The organism is Aliiglaciecola sp. CAU 1673 (assembly GCF_029223185.1).
Classification (GTDB): Bacteria; Pseudomonadota; Gammaproteobacteria; order Enterobacterales; family Alteromonadaceae; genus Bowmanella.
In genome coordinates this window covers 65,378-81,776 of record NZ_JARHUG010000006.1, presented here as the reverse complement: position 1 = coordinate 81,776, position 16,399 = coordinate 65,378, and the positions used below count along the sequence as shown (strand labels likewise).

The 16,399-nt window shown below is 52.3% G+C and carries 15 protein-coding genes; 2 read left to right on the top strand and 13 right to left on the bottom strand.

What is annotated here, in order from left to right; translation table 11 throughout:
- Window positions 1-242 precede the first annotated feature (242 nt).
- From P2G88_RS07285 to fabB, 4 genes are all read right to left on the bottom strand, one after another.
- Window positions 243-1,259: an aspartate-semialdehyde dehydrogenase gene (locus P2G88_RS07285; RefSeq protein ID WP_275795165.1), complete on the bottom strand. Its 1,017-nt coding sequence runs from the start codon at window positions 1,257-1,259 to the stop codon at window positions 243-245.
- A 3-nt stretch (window positions 1,260-1,262) separates the two neighbouring features.
- The gene (locus P2G88_RS07280) at window positions 1,263-2,390 is read right to left on the bottom strand and encodes a 4-phosphoerythronate dehydrogenase (protein WP_275795163.1); all 1,128 of its coding nucleotides are present in this window, start codon (window positions 2,388-2,390) and stop codon (window positions 1,263-1,265) included.
- Between the two features lie 79 nt (window positions 2,391-2,469).
- Window positions 2,470-3,762: a DEAD/DEAH box helicase gene (locus P2G88_RS07275; RefSeq protein WP_275795162.1), complete on the bottom strand. Its 1,293-nt coding sequence runs from the start codon at window positions 3,760-3,762 to the stop codon at window positions 2,470-2,472.
- 253 nt (window positions 3,763-4,015) lie between these two features.
- On the bottom strand, window positions 4,016-5,230 hold the full coding sequence (gene fabB / locus P2G88_RS07270) for a beta-ketoacyl-ACP synthase I (protein WP_275795160.1): 1,215 nt from the start codon (window positions 5,228-5,230) through the stop codon (window positions 4,016-4,018).
- Window positions 5,231-5,381: 151 nt separating this feature from the next.
- On the opposite strand from fabB, the gene mnmC reads away from it, so the two are divergent.
- A complete protein-coding gene (gene mnmC, locus P2G88_RS07265; RefSeq protein ID WP_275795158.1) occupies window positions 5,382-7,379 on the top strand; it encodes a bifunctional tRNA (5-methylaminomethyl-2-thiouridine)(34)-methyltransferase MnmD/FAD-dependent 5-carboxymethylaminomethyl-2-thiouridine(34) oxidoreductase MnmC in 1,998 nt (665 codons plus the stop codon).
- Between the two features lie 26 nt (window positions 7,380-7,405).
- On the opposite strand, the gene P2G88_RS07260 is transcribed toward mnmC, so the two are convergent.
- Genes P2G88_RS07260 through P2G88_RS07250 form a run of 3 tightly spaced genes read right to left on the bottom strand, consistent with a single transcriptional unit; the run spans window position 7,406 to window position 9,571 of the window.
- On the bottom strand, window positions 7,406-8,221 hold the full coding sequence (locus P2G88_RS07260; RefSeq protein WP_275795157.1) for a FlgO family outer membrane protein: 816 nt from the start codon (window positions 8,219-8,221) through the stop codon (window positions 7,406-7,408).
- Window positions 8,222-8,224: 3 nt separating this feature from the next.
- Window positions 8,225-8,965 carry a FlgO family outer membrane protein gene (locus P2G88_RS07255; protein WP_275795156.1) on the bottom strand — a complete coding sequence of 247 codons (741 nt, stop codon included), beginning with the start codon at window positions 8,963-8,965 and terminating at the stop codon, window positions 8,225-8,227.
- 6 nt (window positions 8,966-8,971) lie between these two features.
- Window positions 8,972-9,571: a FlgO family outer membrane protein gene (locus P2G88_RS07250; protein WP_275795155.1), complete on the bottom strand. Its 600-nt coding sequence runs from the start codon at window positions 9,569-9,571 to the stop codon at window positions 8,972-8,974.
- A gap of 241 nt (window positions 9,572-9,812) precedes the next feature.
- Between P2G88_RS07250 and glgC the strand changes: the two genes are divergently transcribed.
- Entirely contained in the window at window positions 9,813-11,081 is a 1,269-nt protein-coding gene (glgC, locus tag P2G88_RS07245) for a glucose-1-phosphate adenylyltransferase (protein WP_275795154.1), read from the top strand.
- A 46-nt stretch (window positions 11,082-11,127) separates the two neighbouring features.
- Here the strand turns inward: glgC and P2G88_RS07240 are convergent, their stop codons facing one another.
- The 6 genes from P2G88_RS07240 to prmB form a co-directional block, all read right to left on the bottom strand.
- Window positions 11,128-11,412: a YfcL family protein gene (locus P2G88_RS07240; protein WP_275795153.1), complete on the bottom strand. Its 285-nt coding sequence runs from the start codon at window positions 11,410-11,412 to the stop codon at window positions 11,128-11,130.
- Between the two features lie 8 nt (window positions 11,413-11,420).
- Window positions 11,421-12,548, bottom strand: a complete 1,128-nt coding sequence (locus P2G88_RS07235) for an ATP-NAD kinase family protein (RefSeq protein ID WP_275795152.1) — start codon at window positions 12,546-12,548, stop codon at window positions 11,421-11,423.
- A complete protein-coding gene (locus tag P2G88_RS07230; protein ID WP_345798878.1) occupies window positions 12,538-13,059 on the bottom strand; it encodes an elongation factor P hydroxylase in 522 nt (173 codons plus the stop codon). Before P2G88_RS07230 ends, P2G88_RS07235 begins: the two co-directional genes overlap by 11 nt.
- 85 nt (window positions 13,060-13,144) lie before the next feature.
- Entirely contained in the window at window positions 13,145-14,329 is a 1,185-nt protein-coding gene (locus P2G88_RS07225) for an MFS transporter (RefSeq protein ID WP_275795150.1), read from the bottom strand.
- A 4-nt stretch (window positions 14,330-14,333) separates the two neighbouring features.
- Window positions 14,334-15,431 (bottom strand): chorismate synthase, encoded by a 1,098-nt coding sequence (gene aroC, locus P2G88_RS07220; protein WP_275795149.1) that lies wholly within the window; start codon window positions 15,429-15,431, stop codon window positions 14,334-14,336.
- Complete coding sequence (gene prmB, locus P2G88_RS07215; protein WP_275795148.1) at window positions 15,418-16,362, bottom strand: 50S ribosomal protein L3 N(5)-glutamine methyltransferase; 945 nt, start codon at window positions 16,360-16,362, stop codon at window positions 15,418-15,420. The genes aroC and prmB overlap by 14 nt, the downstream gene beginning before the upstream one ends.
- Window positions 16,363-16,399 lie beyond the last annotated feature (37 nt).

Here is a 16,399-nt window from a genome sequence, read left to right as displayed (position 1 = left end):
AAAAAGCACTATAAACCAGAAGGATATAACGATCCATAAAGGCCGAATACGGATGCGCAATTTATAACCCTGTTATCGGCTTGGTTCCTAAGCGTGCTGAATACCAATGATATGATTCAAGTCTATTACGCTTTCTTATCGGCGCAATCTGGAATTCATTAAGTTTATTAGCGAGTTAGGGGAAGAATTGTGTTTAAGCAGAGATAGTGGGGACGTTAGATCTAACGCCCCCGGATAGCAAACTAGAGGTAATCCCGTACCAAGTGCTCGGCAATCTGCACACTGTTGGTGGCAGCACCTTTGCGTACATTATCCGATACCACCCACAGGTTAAGGCCATTGGGATGGCTGATATCCTTGCGAATGCGACCCACAAAGACCTCATCCTTGCCGCTGGCATTGCCTACCTGGGTAGGGAAGTCTTCCCTGCCATCCATCAGAACCACGCCTGGCGCATTGGCCAACAAGGCTTTGACTTCTTCAACGTCAATAGGTTGACGGGTTTCCAGATGAATGGCTTCGCCATGACCATAGAAGACCGGTACGCGCACCGCCGTGGCATTGACCAAAATACTGTCGTCACCCATGATTTTCTGGGTTTCCCACAGCATCTTCATCTCTTCTTTGGTGTAATCGTTATCCAGAAACACATCTATCTGTGGGATACAGTTGAAGGCGATTTGACGACTGAACGCCTTGGGCTGGATCTCACGGCTGCTAAGCAAGTCCGCTGTTTGTCTGGCCAGCTCTTCCATCGCAGCACGCCCGGCACCTGATACCGATTGGTAAGTGGCTACGTTGATTCGGGTGATCCCGAAAGCGTCATGAATAGGTTTAAGCGCCACCAGCATACCAATAGTAGAGCAATTAGGGTTGGCAATAATATTGCGGTTACGGTAGTCGGCCAGCGCGTGACTATTGACTTCCGGCACCACTAAGGGGATATCGGGTTCGTAGCGAAAATGAGAGGTATTGTCGATAACCACACAACCCGCTTCTGCCGCCATGGGCGCATATTTAGCAGACACGCTGCCACCGGCAGAGAAAAAGCCCAGTTGAGCCTGTGACCAATCGAACTGATCGGCATCCAGCACCTTAATATCTTTACCCTTGAAGCTCACGGTGCCGCCAGCTGAGCGCGCGCTGGCCAGAGGATAGAGTTTATTGATCGGAAATTCACGCTGTTCGAGAATTTCAATCATATGCTGGCCCACCAAACCGGTGGCGCCTAATACCGCAACATCAAAGGCACGAGACATTTTTTATTCACACTCCGCAGATTGAAAACCAAGGCCGTAGATTGCCTCGGCCAGCGCTGAATTTCCAGTGCTAACTCGCGCACTGGCAAACTCTCTTCTTATACCATAGTGCTGTCGGGCATAGCGAAAGTCAGCAGGCCCGTTAACCTGTTCCCTGAATGCGCCGTCATCCTCCCGAATATCATAGAGACTGAAGACCAATTGCATAATGGCATCAAGCCCCTCGCCTTGTGGCGAAAGCACGTCCAGTTCGGGTTGGGGCAGTACGTCTTCCAATTTGATGTTGTCGGGCAGGCCCAGCAACTTCGTAACCTGGCGATATAAAAGTTCAGTGCCACGCGCCTTACCTTCCAGGGTATGGCCAGCAATGTGGGCCGTGGCCAGCGCCAAGTGCGGCAGTAGTTCAAGCAATACATCAGGTTCGTTTTCCCAGACATCCAGCACCATCTGACAATGTTCCTGCTGCTGAGCCAGCATCAGTAATGCCTGATTATCCAGCACCTCTCCCCGACAAGCATTGATTAACCACTGGTTTTTGTTAAGCGCAGACAATCGCTTAGCGTCAAATAGATGACGGGTCGGATAAAGGCCATCTTCCACCAGCGGTACATGCAAGCTGATAATGTCGCAGTCCATAATTTCATCCATGGACACAAAGTGGCGGGGATCGCCCTTCTCTGCCAAAGGCGGATCGCAAAGTAAGGTACTAAGACCCAACGCCTGCAATTTTGCATCCAATGCACTGCCCACATGACCAGCGCCGACGATGCCGACACGTTTCCCTTTTAGGCTATCTCCGTTTTTAAGGGCAAGGGCCAGTATGGCGCTCACCACATACTCGGCAACAGCAATGGCGTTACAACCGGCAGCACTGCCATGGGCAATGCCATGTTGGGAAAGATAGGCAAGATCCATATGATCGGTACCGGCAGTGGCGGTCCCCACATAACGCAGATGTTGGCACTGGCCAATCAGCGTCTGGTTGACCTTGGTGGTGGAACGAACCAGCAGAATTTCGGCATCACTGATATCTTGCGGGCGAACCGACTTACCACTGAAAAACTGCAAGTCACCTAAAGAAGAAAAGAATTCGCGGGCATAGAGGAGGCTGTCTTCGCAATAGATACGCATGGGATAACGAGATAACAACAGAATGGGCGCTATTGTGCCTAGCCCTTGGCACAATTGCACCCCTTAGCGTTAGACCATATTAACGGGCTTGGCTTTGCGCCCTGCCCTGGCCTTGATTGCGACGTCTTTGATGGCGCTGCGTCTTAGGTCGTTCCACACTCTCAAATGCCCCCTGGCGGCGTGGTGCTGGGCGTCTACGCGGTGGTGGCGCTTCCTCCGGCTCATCCACGGCATTAGGATCGGGCACAAAGCCTTCGATAATGACCTTCGGCAATTCCTTTTTGATCAGCTTTTCGATATCACGAAGCTGTTTCTTTTCATCGTTACTGACCAGGGAAATGGCCATACCTTCGTTACCGGCACGGCCGGTGCGGCCAATACGGTGCACATAGTCTTCCGGTACATGGGGAAGCTCAAAATTGACCACGTGGGGCAACTGGTCGATATCCAATCCTCTGGCGGCGATATCGGTAGCCACCAATACCCGTACCCCACCGGATTTAAAATCAGCCAGGGCCTTGGTACGTGCGCCTTGACTCTTGTTACCGTGGATAGCGGCAGCGGTCAGACCGTCCTTTTCCAGTTGCTGGGCCAGACGGTTGGCACCGTGCTTGGTGCGGGTAAATACCAGGACCTGACGCCAATTGCCTGAGCCAATCAGGTAAGATAACAGTGGACGCTTTTGTGACTTATCCACCGGGTGGATCGTTTGGCTGACCTGCTCAGAGGCAGTATTTCTGCGTGCCACTTCCACCAATACTGGCTGGTGAAGAATACCATCGGCCAGGCGCTTGATATCATCGGAGAAGGTGGCAGAGAACAGTAGATTCTGACGCGCTTTGGGCAGCTTGGCCATGATCTTGCGGATGTCATGAATAAAGCCCATATCCAGCATACGGTCGGCCTCATCCAATACCAGAATTTCCAGTTTGGATAAGTCCAGGGTGCGTTGCCCAAGGTGATCTAAAAGACGTCCTGGCGTTGCCACCAATATATCCACGCCTTTTCTCAGTTCAGCGATCTGCGGATTGATACCCACACCACCAAAGATAATGGTGCTACGCAGTGGCAGATGCTTACCATAGGTTTCCACGCACTCGCCCACCTGCGCCGCCAACTCACGGGTTGGGGTCAGTACCAGAGCACGTACTACCCTTGGGCCACCTTTTGGAGACTGGCTTAAGCGCTGCAAAAGCGGCAAGGTAAAGCCAGCCGTTTTGCCGGTGCCGGTTTGGGCACAGGCCATTACATCTTTGCCTTCCAATACAGTCGGAATAGCTTGGGCCTGAATAGGCGTAGGGGTGCTATAGCCTTGTTCAGCAATAGCGCGCAACAATTCGGCCGACAGGCCAAGTTGATCAAATGAAGTCATTAATGAGTGTTTTCCAAACCGGCCTAAATCCAAACCTGGGTTTGGAGACGGTCTTAGGCGGGATAAATTAACGGGTGTACTGAATAAGAGCGGACACCGGGCAAGCACCGACCGAAGGGTGCTTAAAAAGGGAGCGGGACTCTATCAGTTGCCAGGGGCAGAGTCCAATGCTTTCGACGGAAGGATCGGAAACAGGGGCCTGAAACAAAAAAGCTTGGTGCCAGGCACCAAGCTTTTTTAAAGCCATTAGCCTTTATTTTTCAAATCGACGCATCACCAAGGTCGCATTGGTGCCACCGAAGCCGAAGCTATTGGACATAATGGTGTTGAGCCGGGCACTGCGGGTCTCGCGCACAATATCCAGGCCTTCAGCCTTGGCATCCAGATTACCGATATTGACTGAGGGGGCGATAAAGTCGTGTTCCATCATCAGCAGGCTGTAGATGGCTTCATGCACACCAGCGGCGCCCAATGCATGGCCTGTCATCGCTTTGGTGGCACTGATGGCCGGTGATTTACCGCCGAATACCTGCTGGATAGCTTCCAGCTCTTTCACATCGCCTACAGGAGTGGAGGTGCCGTGAGTATTAAGGTAATCAATCTTCTCCTCAATTCCATGTAGTGCCTGCTGCATGCAGCGCACCGCACCTTCACCAGAAGGCGCGACCATATCGTAGCCGTCAGAGGTGGCGCCGTAGCCAATAATTTCGGCATAAATCTTGGCACCACGAGCCAGGGCATGTTCCAGCTCTTCAACCACCACCATGCCGCCACCGCCTGAGATAACAAAGCCATCACGATCTGCATCGTAGGTTCTGGAGGCTTTATCCGGGGTCTCATTATATTTGGTCGACAGGGCGCCCATGGCATCAAATTCCATGGCCAGGGTCCAGTCTACTTCTTCACCACCACCGGCAAACACCACATCCTGCTTACCCAATTGAATAAGCTCTACCGCGTGACCAATACAATGGGCACTGGTAGCGCAGGCAGAGGAAATCGAATAGTTCACACCTTTGATTTTAAAGGGGGTCGCCAAACAGGCAGACACCGTGCTGCTCATGGTACGTGGCACCATATAGGGGCCGACTCTTTTGACCCCTTTTTCACGCAGAATATCGGCAGCTTCCACCTGGTTTTTGGATGACGCACCGCCAGAGCCTGCGACCAGTCCGGTGCGCATGTTAGACACTTGCTCTTCCGTCAGGCCTGAGTCTTCGATAGCTTGTTGCATGGCGATATAGGCGTAGGCAGCAGCCTCGCCCATAAAACGAAGGGCCTTGCGGTCAATGTGTTCGCTCACATCCAGTTGGATATTGCCCCAGACTTGGCTGCGTAACGCAAAGTCGGCAAATTGCTGGGAGAAACGGATACCGCTTTTCCCTTCTTTTAAGGATCCCAACACTTCTTGTTGATTGTTACCAATACTGGACACCACGCCCAGGCCGGTAATCACGGCTCTTCTCATCTTGATACCCTAGTGTAGAAAATTGCCCCTATGGTAATGATTTTCCATGGGGAACTGGTCCGCTCTTTAGACTTGCCAGTACGGCAGCGCCTTGGACTGTATAAAAACCTTAACGTAGAATACCGGGCTCTGTTGTCAACTCCGCCTGCTCATGCCCATCCAAACTGCCACGATTCACTTTAATGATGCCGGTACCCCAGTGGCCGAAGCCTTCGATGATGTCTATTTTTCCAATGCCAATGGTCTGGCTGAAACCCGTTATGTCTTCCTGGCTAATAATGACCTGCCTGATCGCTGGCGTCTGTTACAAAGTGATGAAACCTGTATCGCCGAGACTGGATTTGGCACCGGTCTTAATTTTCTGGCCTGCTGGCAGGCTTTTGCCGAGTTTCGCCAAGCCAACCCAACCCACCGCCTGAAAAGGCTGTATTTCATCAGTTTTGAGAAATTTCCTCTGCAACGCCAGGACCTGGCCAATGCCCTCAAACAGTGGCCGGAACTCTCTGCGTTTAGCGACAGACTGATACAACATTACCCCTCACTGACCGGCGGCTGCCATCGATTAATATTTGAAGAAAGCGGCTTTGAGGTGATTCTGGATCTATGGCTGGGCGATCTGCATGATTTACTGCCCCAGGTGGAAACGCCCGCACAAGGCTTGGTAGACAGCTGGTTTCTCGATGGCTTTGCGCCAAGTAAAAACCCGGAGATGTGGACCGATGCCCTGTTTTCTCATATGGCCAGGTTAGGCAAACAAAATTGTACCTTCGCCACCTTTACTGCCGCCGGATTTGTGCGCCGGGGGCTCCAGCAAGCCGGTTTTTCTGTGGAGCGACGCAAGGGCTTTGGCCAGAAACGGGAGATGCTGGCCGGCATATTAACTGAGAAAGCACTATCCACTTCGCCGCTCCCCTGGTTTCATCGGCAGATCTCCGCCTATACCGAAGTTACTGTAGTGGGTGGGGGCCTGGCAGCGGCCAATCTGTGTTATGCCCTTTGCAGCAAAGGAGTCAAGGTAACACTGTATAGCCAGGATATTGGCGATGGCGCCTCAGGCAATCGTCAGGGCGGCTTTTATCCACAGCTGCATAGCCAGATCAATCTATCCAGCAACCTGATGGCGCAGGCCTTTGGTTTTGCCAGGCGCCGTTATCTCTCGCTACTGGCAAAAGGCCATTCATTCGCCATGCATGAATGCGGCGTGCTGCAAGTGAGCTTTAATCAGGCCTTGCAGGATAAGGCGGCAAAGCTTATCGGGCAAAGTGCCTGGCCAGAAGATCTTATTTATCAGGTGGATGCCTCAGAAGCGTGTGCATTAAGTGGCTTACCCCTGCCCTATCCAGGCCTCTTTATTCCCCATGGTGGTTGGATAAGCCCCAAGCAGTTGGTTCAGGCATTACTGGATGGCTGTGGTGATAACCTGCAAATTAACCAACAACACAATCTGCAATTTTTAACCGCAAAGGCAGATGGCTGGCAGTTACATTGGCAGGATGGTAGCAAAGACAATGCACAATGTTTGGTACTGGCTCTCGGTGCACAAAGTCCGCTGTTAGCACAGCTGACCGATATTCCCTTAAGAGCCGTTCGCGGCCAGGTGGAAACCATTCCCGCGCAGGACGCACTTAAAGGACTTAAAACGGTGTTGTGCCATAAAGGCTATTTAACGCCTGAGCATGATGGCGATCATGCCCTGGGCTCAACCTATGTTAAGCAAGATATGAGCTGTGAATATCGCCAAGACGAAGAGCTGAAGAATTTACAGACCCACCAGAAGGCCTTGAGCCAGTGTGATTGGGCACAACAAATTCAAGCTAATCAGCAAGGGCGCGCTTCCATCAGACTGAGTACGCCGGATCACCTGCCAGTGATGGGCGCGGTTGCCGATGTAAACGCTCAACAAAAACAATACGCAGAATTGCATCGGGGTAAAGCCCCTTCGCAATACCCCATTGCTGAAGACATACCAGGCCTTTTTGTATTGACGGCACTTGGCTCAAGGGGACTGTGCACTGCACCCTTATTGGCAGAGGCATTGGCTTGCCAGCTTAGCGGCAGTCCATTGCCCATGGACAGGGATACCCTTGCCGCCTTAAGTCCCAATCGATTTTTGATCAGACAACTGCAAAAGCGGCCGGAGCATCAATAGCCGGATACGGGTAAACGCGATCGCGGTTACCCCTCAATCACCACATTGGGATACAGGGAATTGACCACCAGACTAGGGACAAAGCCTCTGGCACTGGAAACCACTTTCTTGTCACTAAGAGCGATGATACGGGCTTGAATTTGTACGCCGCGCCCCTGTCTGACCATGGTGCCGGATAGCACGTAATCCACCTGTTGCTCCTTAGCCAAATCCATCATCTGACGGCTAAACACCAGATCGCCATTGTTACCCACCTTGATCAGTTCCATGGTTTTATAATCCACCACAGTCATACCTAGCACCTGCATTTCAGAGATCAACTTTTCTGCCATCAGGTTCCCCAATACATTGGTGCCTTGCAGGCTGCTATCCAGCTCGACCAATGAAGCAATAGCAAGGCGCTTGCGGGGATTTTTCTGGCTTAAGTTAGCCACCAAATCCATGGCTAATTGCTCAGCATAGCCGTCCAATGATTTATGCAGATATTCAGCCTGATAAAGGTTTCCCGGGGTCTTCAGATAAGCCACCGGCGCAGTTTGTTGAGGTGCTGTTACCTGTTCTTGCTCACTGGGCGCAGGACGGTAGAACACCCCATGCTCCTGGCGATAGGGATAGTTGTTTTCTGCCTGAATTTCTTCCACCGCATCTTCAGCAGGCACGTCCTGCCAGGTGGTTTCATCACGTTGCACGCTTGGCTCTGCCTGCTTTGGCTCATCCCAGTTATTGCTGGAAGGTGCGCTTTGGCTGTCAGAGCTGAACATCTGTTCCAGGGGCTCGAAATTACAGCTACAAGCAGAAAGGGTAAGCGCCAGTAAAGACGGCAGTATTGGAGAAGCATTCATCACTTACCCCTTAGTCAGTTTAACGCCATCCACCTTGTCCTTGGCTTCGGATGGCAGCAGCGCATCCACCACGTAGAAGGGGATCAACGTCTGTGCAGTGGCAACCACCGCTTTTGTGCGCATTCCCAACACTCTGGCATTGACCAGATAGCCCCCCTGATGGCGGGTCAGCGTGCCGGTCAACACATAGTCCATGGGCACCCTTTCTTTGAGCTCCAGAAAATCACGGGACAGCACAAAATCACCGTCCTCGGTGACCCGCACGTATTCAGTAGATTTGTAATCCAGCACTGGGATACGGAATTTATGCAGCTCATGCATAAAGGACTCGGCCAGTTGGTATCCGAGCAAGTTTGTTTGCTGTAAGTCACTGTCTAACAAAGCAAAATGAGTAACGCCTATGGGCGTCTGGTCAGACACATACTCCATATTGGAGATAAGATCCTGAGTCATATTCTGCACATAACTGCCCACGTGTTTAGTCAGGGGATGGCCTTGATACAACACCCCTTTATCCATAAAAGCCGGCTGGTTCCCGGATTGCTTGACCGCACCAAAAGCATCAACACTCATGCCTGTGCCGGGTTGAACAGCCTGCGGTCCTTCGTAGGCGACGATATTGACCACATGGCCAGGCTCTGCCTCATTCATGTCGGGCTCTTGCTGCATAAAGCTGAAGCTATCGGCACATCCTGCCAACATGGCAACGGCAGTGAGAGATAGTATCGGATTGATTAACTTCATTGGCTATTACTCCGGTGCGCCTTGACGGTAAATCATACCGTCTCTGGTGGTGACGTGTTCACTGGGCCAGAACAACTCGTTGGGGAAAAACTTGGTTGCACCGGCCACCACGGTTTTACTGCGACTGTGCACCACCTTGGCGTTGACAACCGCGCCATTGGACTGCTCGGTGATGGTCCCGGTAATGTAGAAATCCACGTTCTGATTAGTCTCCAACTGGGAGAGTTGCCTGGACAACACACGTTCTGCCTGCTCTTCCATTATAATATCGTTTGTGGCCAGGAAATCTTGAACCAGATAGCCACGGCGACTGCTTTCGGTAATCATCCCCTGAGCCAGTTGGTGTCCAAGCAACATCAGTGGATGCTGACGACCTTGATTGTACTTAAGGCTGGTTATCGGCACGAAAGTTGCGGCAGCAAAGCGGTATTGCCTGGCCTGCGGGTACTTCCCCTCGAGGCTGGCAAACAGCTCCTGAGCCAGTTCATAGGTGTGAAATTCGGCATTGCCAGTTTGCTGGAGGGGTGCCTCAATCAGCGCCTCTTCCGGTTGACTGGCACAGGCCAATAAAAAACAGCACAAAACACAGGACAGTAAGTATTTCATCGTGCACCCACCGTGCGGACAATGGCCAAAATTTGGCGTTTGGATAACATCAATAGGCAATTCCCTGCATAAACTGCGCCAAGTATTCGGCAGATAACGTAACCCGCTCCCTTGCCGTGCGCCAACACAGACCAGGTATCATTTTGATATGGCGGTTAATTTTTATTCTTTGCTATAGTGGATTTTGGCGTGAGATCGACCACTTCACTCGATCACTTAACAGGAGTTCCAGGGAGACATTATGTTAGATAAGAACCAACGTTATATCAGCCGCCTAACCCGCGATACCTATGCGCTGATCCTTGCAGGCGGAAAAGGTTCGAGGCTGCATGAACTGACAGAGTGGCGGGCCAAGCCTTCGGTCTATTTTGGTGGCAAGTTCCGCATTATCGACTTTCCTCTTTCCAACTGCGTCAATTCAGGGATCAAAAAAATTGGCGTCGCAACCCAGTACAAAGCCCATTCCCTGATCAAACATCTGGTGCGTGGCTGGTCTCATGTGAATGTCAATATGGGTGAATTTGTGGACGTGTTACCCGCCTCGCAGCGCACCTCGGACCATTGGTACGCCGGCACCGCCGATGCCATCTATCAGAATATCGATATTATTCGCGCCCACAACCCCAAATATGTATTGGTACTCTCCGGTGACCATATTTACAAGATGGACTATGGCGAAATGCTGGCCTATCACGTTGAGTCCGGTGCCGATATGACGGTGTCCTGTATGGAAGTTCCTATCGAAGAGGCCGCCGGTGCGTATGGCGTGATGACGGTGGATGACCAATTCAGAATTCAGCGCTTCGATGAAAAACCGGCCAATCCTACCCCATTGCCACAAACCCCGGATATGACCCTGGCTTCCATGGGCAACTACGTATTTAACACCGAGTTTCTGTTTGAACAGTTGATCAAGGATGCTGACAACCAAGATTCAGAGCACGACTTTGGCAAAAACATCATCCCTTCGATTATCAAGAGCCATAAGGTCTATGCCTTTCCTTTCAGGGAGCCTGGCGGTAAGCGAGCCTACTGGCGCGATGTGGGGACACTGGATGCATTCTGGGAAGCCAATATGGAACTGATTTCGGTGGTGCCGGAGCTGAATCTGTATGATGAGAAGTGGCCAATTCTGACCTATCAGTTACAACAACCCCCGGCTAAGTTTGTGCTGAATGAATCTGATCGGGTTGGCATGGCCACTGACTCCATGGTATCCGGAGGCTGCGTGATCTCTGGCGCCAGGCTCAATCGCTCTCTGCTATTTTCAGATGTGACAGTGCATTCTTATTCACTGGTGGAAGATTCAGTGGTGTTGCCGGAGGTAGACATCGGTCGTCATTGCCATATTCGTAAGGCCATTATCGATCGCGGGGTGCATATCCCGCCCAATACCAATATCGGGATAGACAAAGAAGAAGATATTGCCAGAGGATTTCGCGTCACCGACAAAGGCGTGACGCTGGTCACGGCAGAGATGTTGGGGCAGAAGATCCACTACACCCGGTAGCGACTTTTAGTGTTGATTAAAAGCGAGGTCCTGGCACCTCGCTTTTTTATGCGAATTGATGGAAGAGTTGCGCCCAAAGGGCACGAACCTGATCCTGATCACCACCTTCTAATTCTTTGTTGGCAAAGGCCATCGCCAGACTGCTTTGCATCTTGTCATTCAGGCTTTGCAGGCAATGCTCCTTGGCATTTAAGGCATTGGCCACCACCAGTGAAAAATGGCCGCTTAAATAGCTGGAGATAAACAACTGCTGATCACTGCCCTCCTCTACCGCCTGATCAAACGCCTGCTCCACCGCCTCCACAAAGGCCTGAAATTGCTGCTCAGCCATAATAACTCCTACTCCTGGTTGCCCGGTGAGCTAACCGGGTAAAGCACTTGATCATGATAACCGGTGATCACAGGGATAAAACCAGACAGGCTCTTATCCAGTTCAGCATCGCCGGTATCGGCAATCAATGGCCGTCCGGCCAGGGATTGCAGTTTCTTCTTGGTGGCCACCACCAGAATATTGTCGCGGCCAATGGCGCGGATAAGGGCAGGACTCAGTTGCTGATTGCCGCGGCCGAAAATATGTCCCTGACCGCCAATTAAGGTGATCACCAGCTTGGCCGGCTGCCCCTCAAGACTTGCGAGTAACTCTTGTGCGGTGAGATCCCAGCCGACCAGTTCACGGTCCTTTACCAGATCCACCCCCAGCAGCGTGTTGTCCAAGCCAAGCTCTTCCATAATGGCGGCCACTGTTGAGCCTGAGCCCATGACAAAGTATTCATCGTCCATCAGTTCGATAACATGGGCAGCGATATCGGCAAGCACCAACTCGTCGGACTCCCTGCCTGCGACCTTGGTCGCCTGTACATAGCGAAGTTCACTGGGCACCAACATCTCGCCAAAACGGCGAGTCCGAACCTTGCCTTCACGCAATCCCTGTTCGTCAATGTCCATCACATCGGCATCCTGCAGGCTGACCAACTCCCCTTTGAGCATCATTTCCACTACCCGACCTGCCGCTTGGGGCGTGACACAATAAACGCCAGAGTGAATTTTACAACCCGCCGGAATACCTAATACCGGAACCCGCTCTTCTACAATGGAACAGATATTCCTGGCGGTGCCATCACCACCGGCAAACAGCAACAAATCGATACCTTTGTCCAGCATCAGTCTGGCGGTATTTTCCGTATCCACCGCTTCGGTTTGTACTGGTGGCTGATAAATCACTTCCACGGCAAAGCCTAAAGAACGCGCCAAGTCTTCGCCCATTTCCCCGCCGGCGGTCAGAATGGTCAACTGGCCCTGATAAGGAAGCAATAGTTCCAGGGCCTTTGCTGTTCGCTCGTTGGCGCGCTTTTGTGCGCCCATGGCCAGGGCCTTTTCGCGAATGTCAACGCCGTCACTGCCTTTCAGAGCAAGCGCTCCGCCAATGCCAGCATAAGGATTGATAATCAGCCCCAACCTAAAGGACATCTTGCGCCTCCGCTTTGAAATCTGACGCTTTCAGTACTGGGGTTTGGTAAAACTGGTGCAGGGTATTGATAAACTGGCGCGCCCGGCTGGGAAAGCCTTGTTGCAAATAATGCAGCAACTGACTGCGCACATTGGCGGTAAAAGATTCGCGATCCGGCTCGGCGCCGTTGAGGTTATCGGTGCTCACCCGAAAAGGCTTTCCAGCCGCCTGGCTCATGGCCCATTCAATGGCCTGGGGTTTGATTTCTACCTTTTCAAACTCGGCCTGCTGTGCGGCATCACGACCGTCGGGGCAATACCAGTAACCGTAATCCACCAACTGCCGACGCTTCTCACCGGCCAGGGTCCAGTGTGCAATTTCATGTAAGGCGCTGGCATAAAAGCCATGGGCGAAGACCACGCGGTGATAGGGTACCTTATCGTCAGCAGGCAGATAGATGGGTTCATCGTCCCCCAATACCAGGCGGGTATTGTGACTGGCAGCAAACTGGCCATCGAACAACAGGATCAGATCCTGGTATTGGTGCTGTCTGTCTGCCACATGTCACTCCTGATGCAAAAACCGGCGCGCATTGTATCCAGTTGCCAGGTTTGGCTCAACTTTGCCGCCGTTCGCCCTGCAATTGCTGACGGGGCAATAACATCACCACCAGGGCAGCCAGCGTCACCACGGCAGCGGCACATAAGAAAGTCAGTTCAGCCCCCTTGCCTTGCTGCCACAAGTGTCCGGCGCCATAGTTCCCCAGTGCGCCGCCCAGCCCCGTGGCCAAACTCACGTACAGGGCCTGACCACGGCTTTGAAAACGCCGCCCGAAGTAGCGATGAATGAAATGCACAGATGCGGCATGGGTTAAGCCAAAACTGGCCGCATGAAACAGCTGACTGAGGATCAATAGCCACTGTACATGGGCCAGACTTGCCATCACATACCAGCGCAATGCGGTGAGTAGCAGACTGACATACAGCACCCGCTTTACGCCAAAACGGCCAATCAGACGCCCGGCCAGCATAAAAATAACAATTTCTGCGACCACCCCTACGGACAGCAGCAATCCCGTCTGCATACCGCTATAGCCCAGGTCCTTCATGTATAAAGTAAAAAAGCTGTTGTAGGGACCGAAACTGACTTGCAACAAGCAGGCAGCGAGGATAAAGCCGATAAATACCGGCGCTCTCAGCCAATCCCATATAGGGCCTTCGGGTTCATTGTCGATCTGTTGTTGTGGCGGCTCTTGCAACCGCAAGCTGACCAACAATAAGGAAAGCAGCAGTCCACTGCAGAGGAAAATCAGCACTTCGGTGCCATACCAATCTATTAAGCGTCCAGCCAGAACGGTAAGCAGAATAAAACCCAGGCTTCCCCACAGGCGAATACGGCTATAGCGACTGGCATTGCCCTCCACCGAATTGAGGGTGATCACCTCCATCTGCGGCATAATGGCGGTCCAGAACATCAGTACCAGGCCAAAACACAGGGCCAGACTCCAAAAATCATCGGCGATAAAGATAAACAGGAAACTGAGGCTGGCTAACAAACAACCCAGCTGCAGAATACGCAGACATTTACCGCTGCTATCGGCCAGATTGGCCCACAGAGTGGGGCCCAGAATGCGCGCCAGGGTAATCAGTGCCAACAATTCACCAATGGCGGTGGAGTCCAGGCCCCTGCCATCCAAAAACAGGGCAAGATAAGGCACCAGCACACCCAGCTGGCCGAAGTACAACAGGTAGGCCAGGGCAAGCCAGCCCGTGCCGGCACCCATATTCACAGATTTATGCATTGCCTCAGGCTTGTCCTGGCAGAACCGGCGTGGTGTGGTTTACATCGGCATTTTGACCGCGATGGCGCAGATAGTGATCCATCAGCACCAGGGCCAGCATGGCTTCAGCAATGGGCACAGCACGAATGCCCACACAAGGATCGTGGCGGCCTTTGGTGACCACTTCCGCCTGTTCACCGCGGATATTCACCGTCTCTCCCGGTACACTGATGCTGGATGTGGGTTTAAGGGCCATATGCACCAGAATATCCTGGCCGCTGGAGATCCCACCTAATACACCGCCAGAGCGATTGGACAGAAAACCCGCCGGGCTCATCAGGTCGCGATGCTCACTGCCTTTTTGATTCACCACTTTAAAGCCATCGCCAATCTCAACGCCTTTGACAGCATTAATGCCCATCATCGCTTGCGCGATATCGGCATCGAGACGATCGAATACCGGCTCACCCAATCCCACCGGCACGCCAGTGGCCACTACCGACACTTTGGCGCCGATGGAATCACCGCTTTTCTTCAGGTCACGCATATATTCATCGAGCGCTTCCAACTTTCCCGGTTCGGCACAGAAAAATGGGTTGTCATAGACGATGGACAAATCTTCAGGAGCCAGTTCGATGGGCCCCAGTTGCGACAGATAGCCCTGGATCTGGATCCCCAGGCGGTCTTTTAAATATTTTTTAGCAATGGCGCCGGCGGCCACACGAATGGCGGTTTCACGAGCACTGGAGCGGCCACCACCGCGGTAATCACGCAGGCCATATTTTTGCTGATAGGTATAATCGGCATGGCCCGGACGGAAGATATCTTTGATATTGGAATAGTCTTGCGAGCGTTGATCGGTGTTTTGAATCAACAGGCCAATGCTGGTGCCCGTGGTTTTGCCCTCGAATACGCCAGAGAGGATTTGCACCTTATCTTCTTCGCGCCTGGCGGTGGTGTACCTGGATGTCCCGGGCTTACGCCGGTCCAAGTCCACTTGCAGATCCTCTTCGCAAAGTTCCAATCCCGGCGGACAACCATCCACCACACCGCCTAAGGCAATGCCATGGCTTTCACCAAAGGTGCTGACGGTAAAAAGACGTCCGAAACTATTGCCCGCCATTATTCACCTCCTTCTGATTCTTACACCAGGCCACTAAATTTTCGCGACTGATAGCAAAGACACCATGACCGCCGCGTTCAAACTTGATCCAGGTCAGTGGCAGATCCGGGTATTGCTCAGTCATATGTACCCAGGAGTTACCCACCTCGACAAATAGCCAACCGCGTTCGGTCATAAAATCCGGGGCTTCGATGAGCATGCGACGGACCAGATCCAAGCCATCAAATCCTGCCGCCAGTCCCAATTCAGGCTCATGCTGGAACTCCTGTGGCAGGTCGTTCATGTCCTCCTCATCCACATAGGGAGGATTGGCAATAATCAAATCGTATTGCTGCCCGACGAGGCCATCGAACAAATCGGATTGCAACGGAAACACACGATGTTCAAGATGATGTTCCTGGATATTGATTTCAGCGACCTCCAGGGCGTCGCTACTGATATCTACCGCATCCACTTGGACATTTTCGAAGGCATGGGCGGCGGCAATGGCAATACAGGCGCTACCGGTGCACATATCCAGAATGCAGTCTGGTTCAAAGTTAAGCCAGGGACTGAATTTTTTATCAATCAGTTCAGCAAAGGGAGAACGCGGCACCAGGACCCGCTCGTCCACATAAAAAGGTAATCCACAGAACCAAGCCTGATTGGTCAAATAGGCCAGCGGCACACGCTCTTCCACCCTCCTTTGCACCAGCGCCACTATGGCTTCGCGCTCGGTCTGGGTCAGGCGAGCATCAAACCACTTGGGATCAATATCCTGCTGCAGATTGAGTACCTGCAATATCAGACTGACCGCTTCGTCCCAGGCATTGTCGGTGCCATGGCCAAAATGCAGTTCTTCGCCATTAAAGCGGCTCACTGTCCATCTCACCATATCCAACATAGTTCGAAGTTCGCTGATGGCTTGATGATTATGGGCTGGTTGTGTCATGGGATTGCGTTACCTGTGTGATCGATTTTGTTATCAT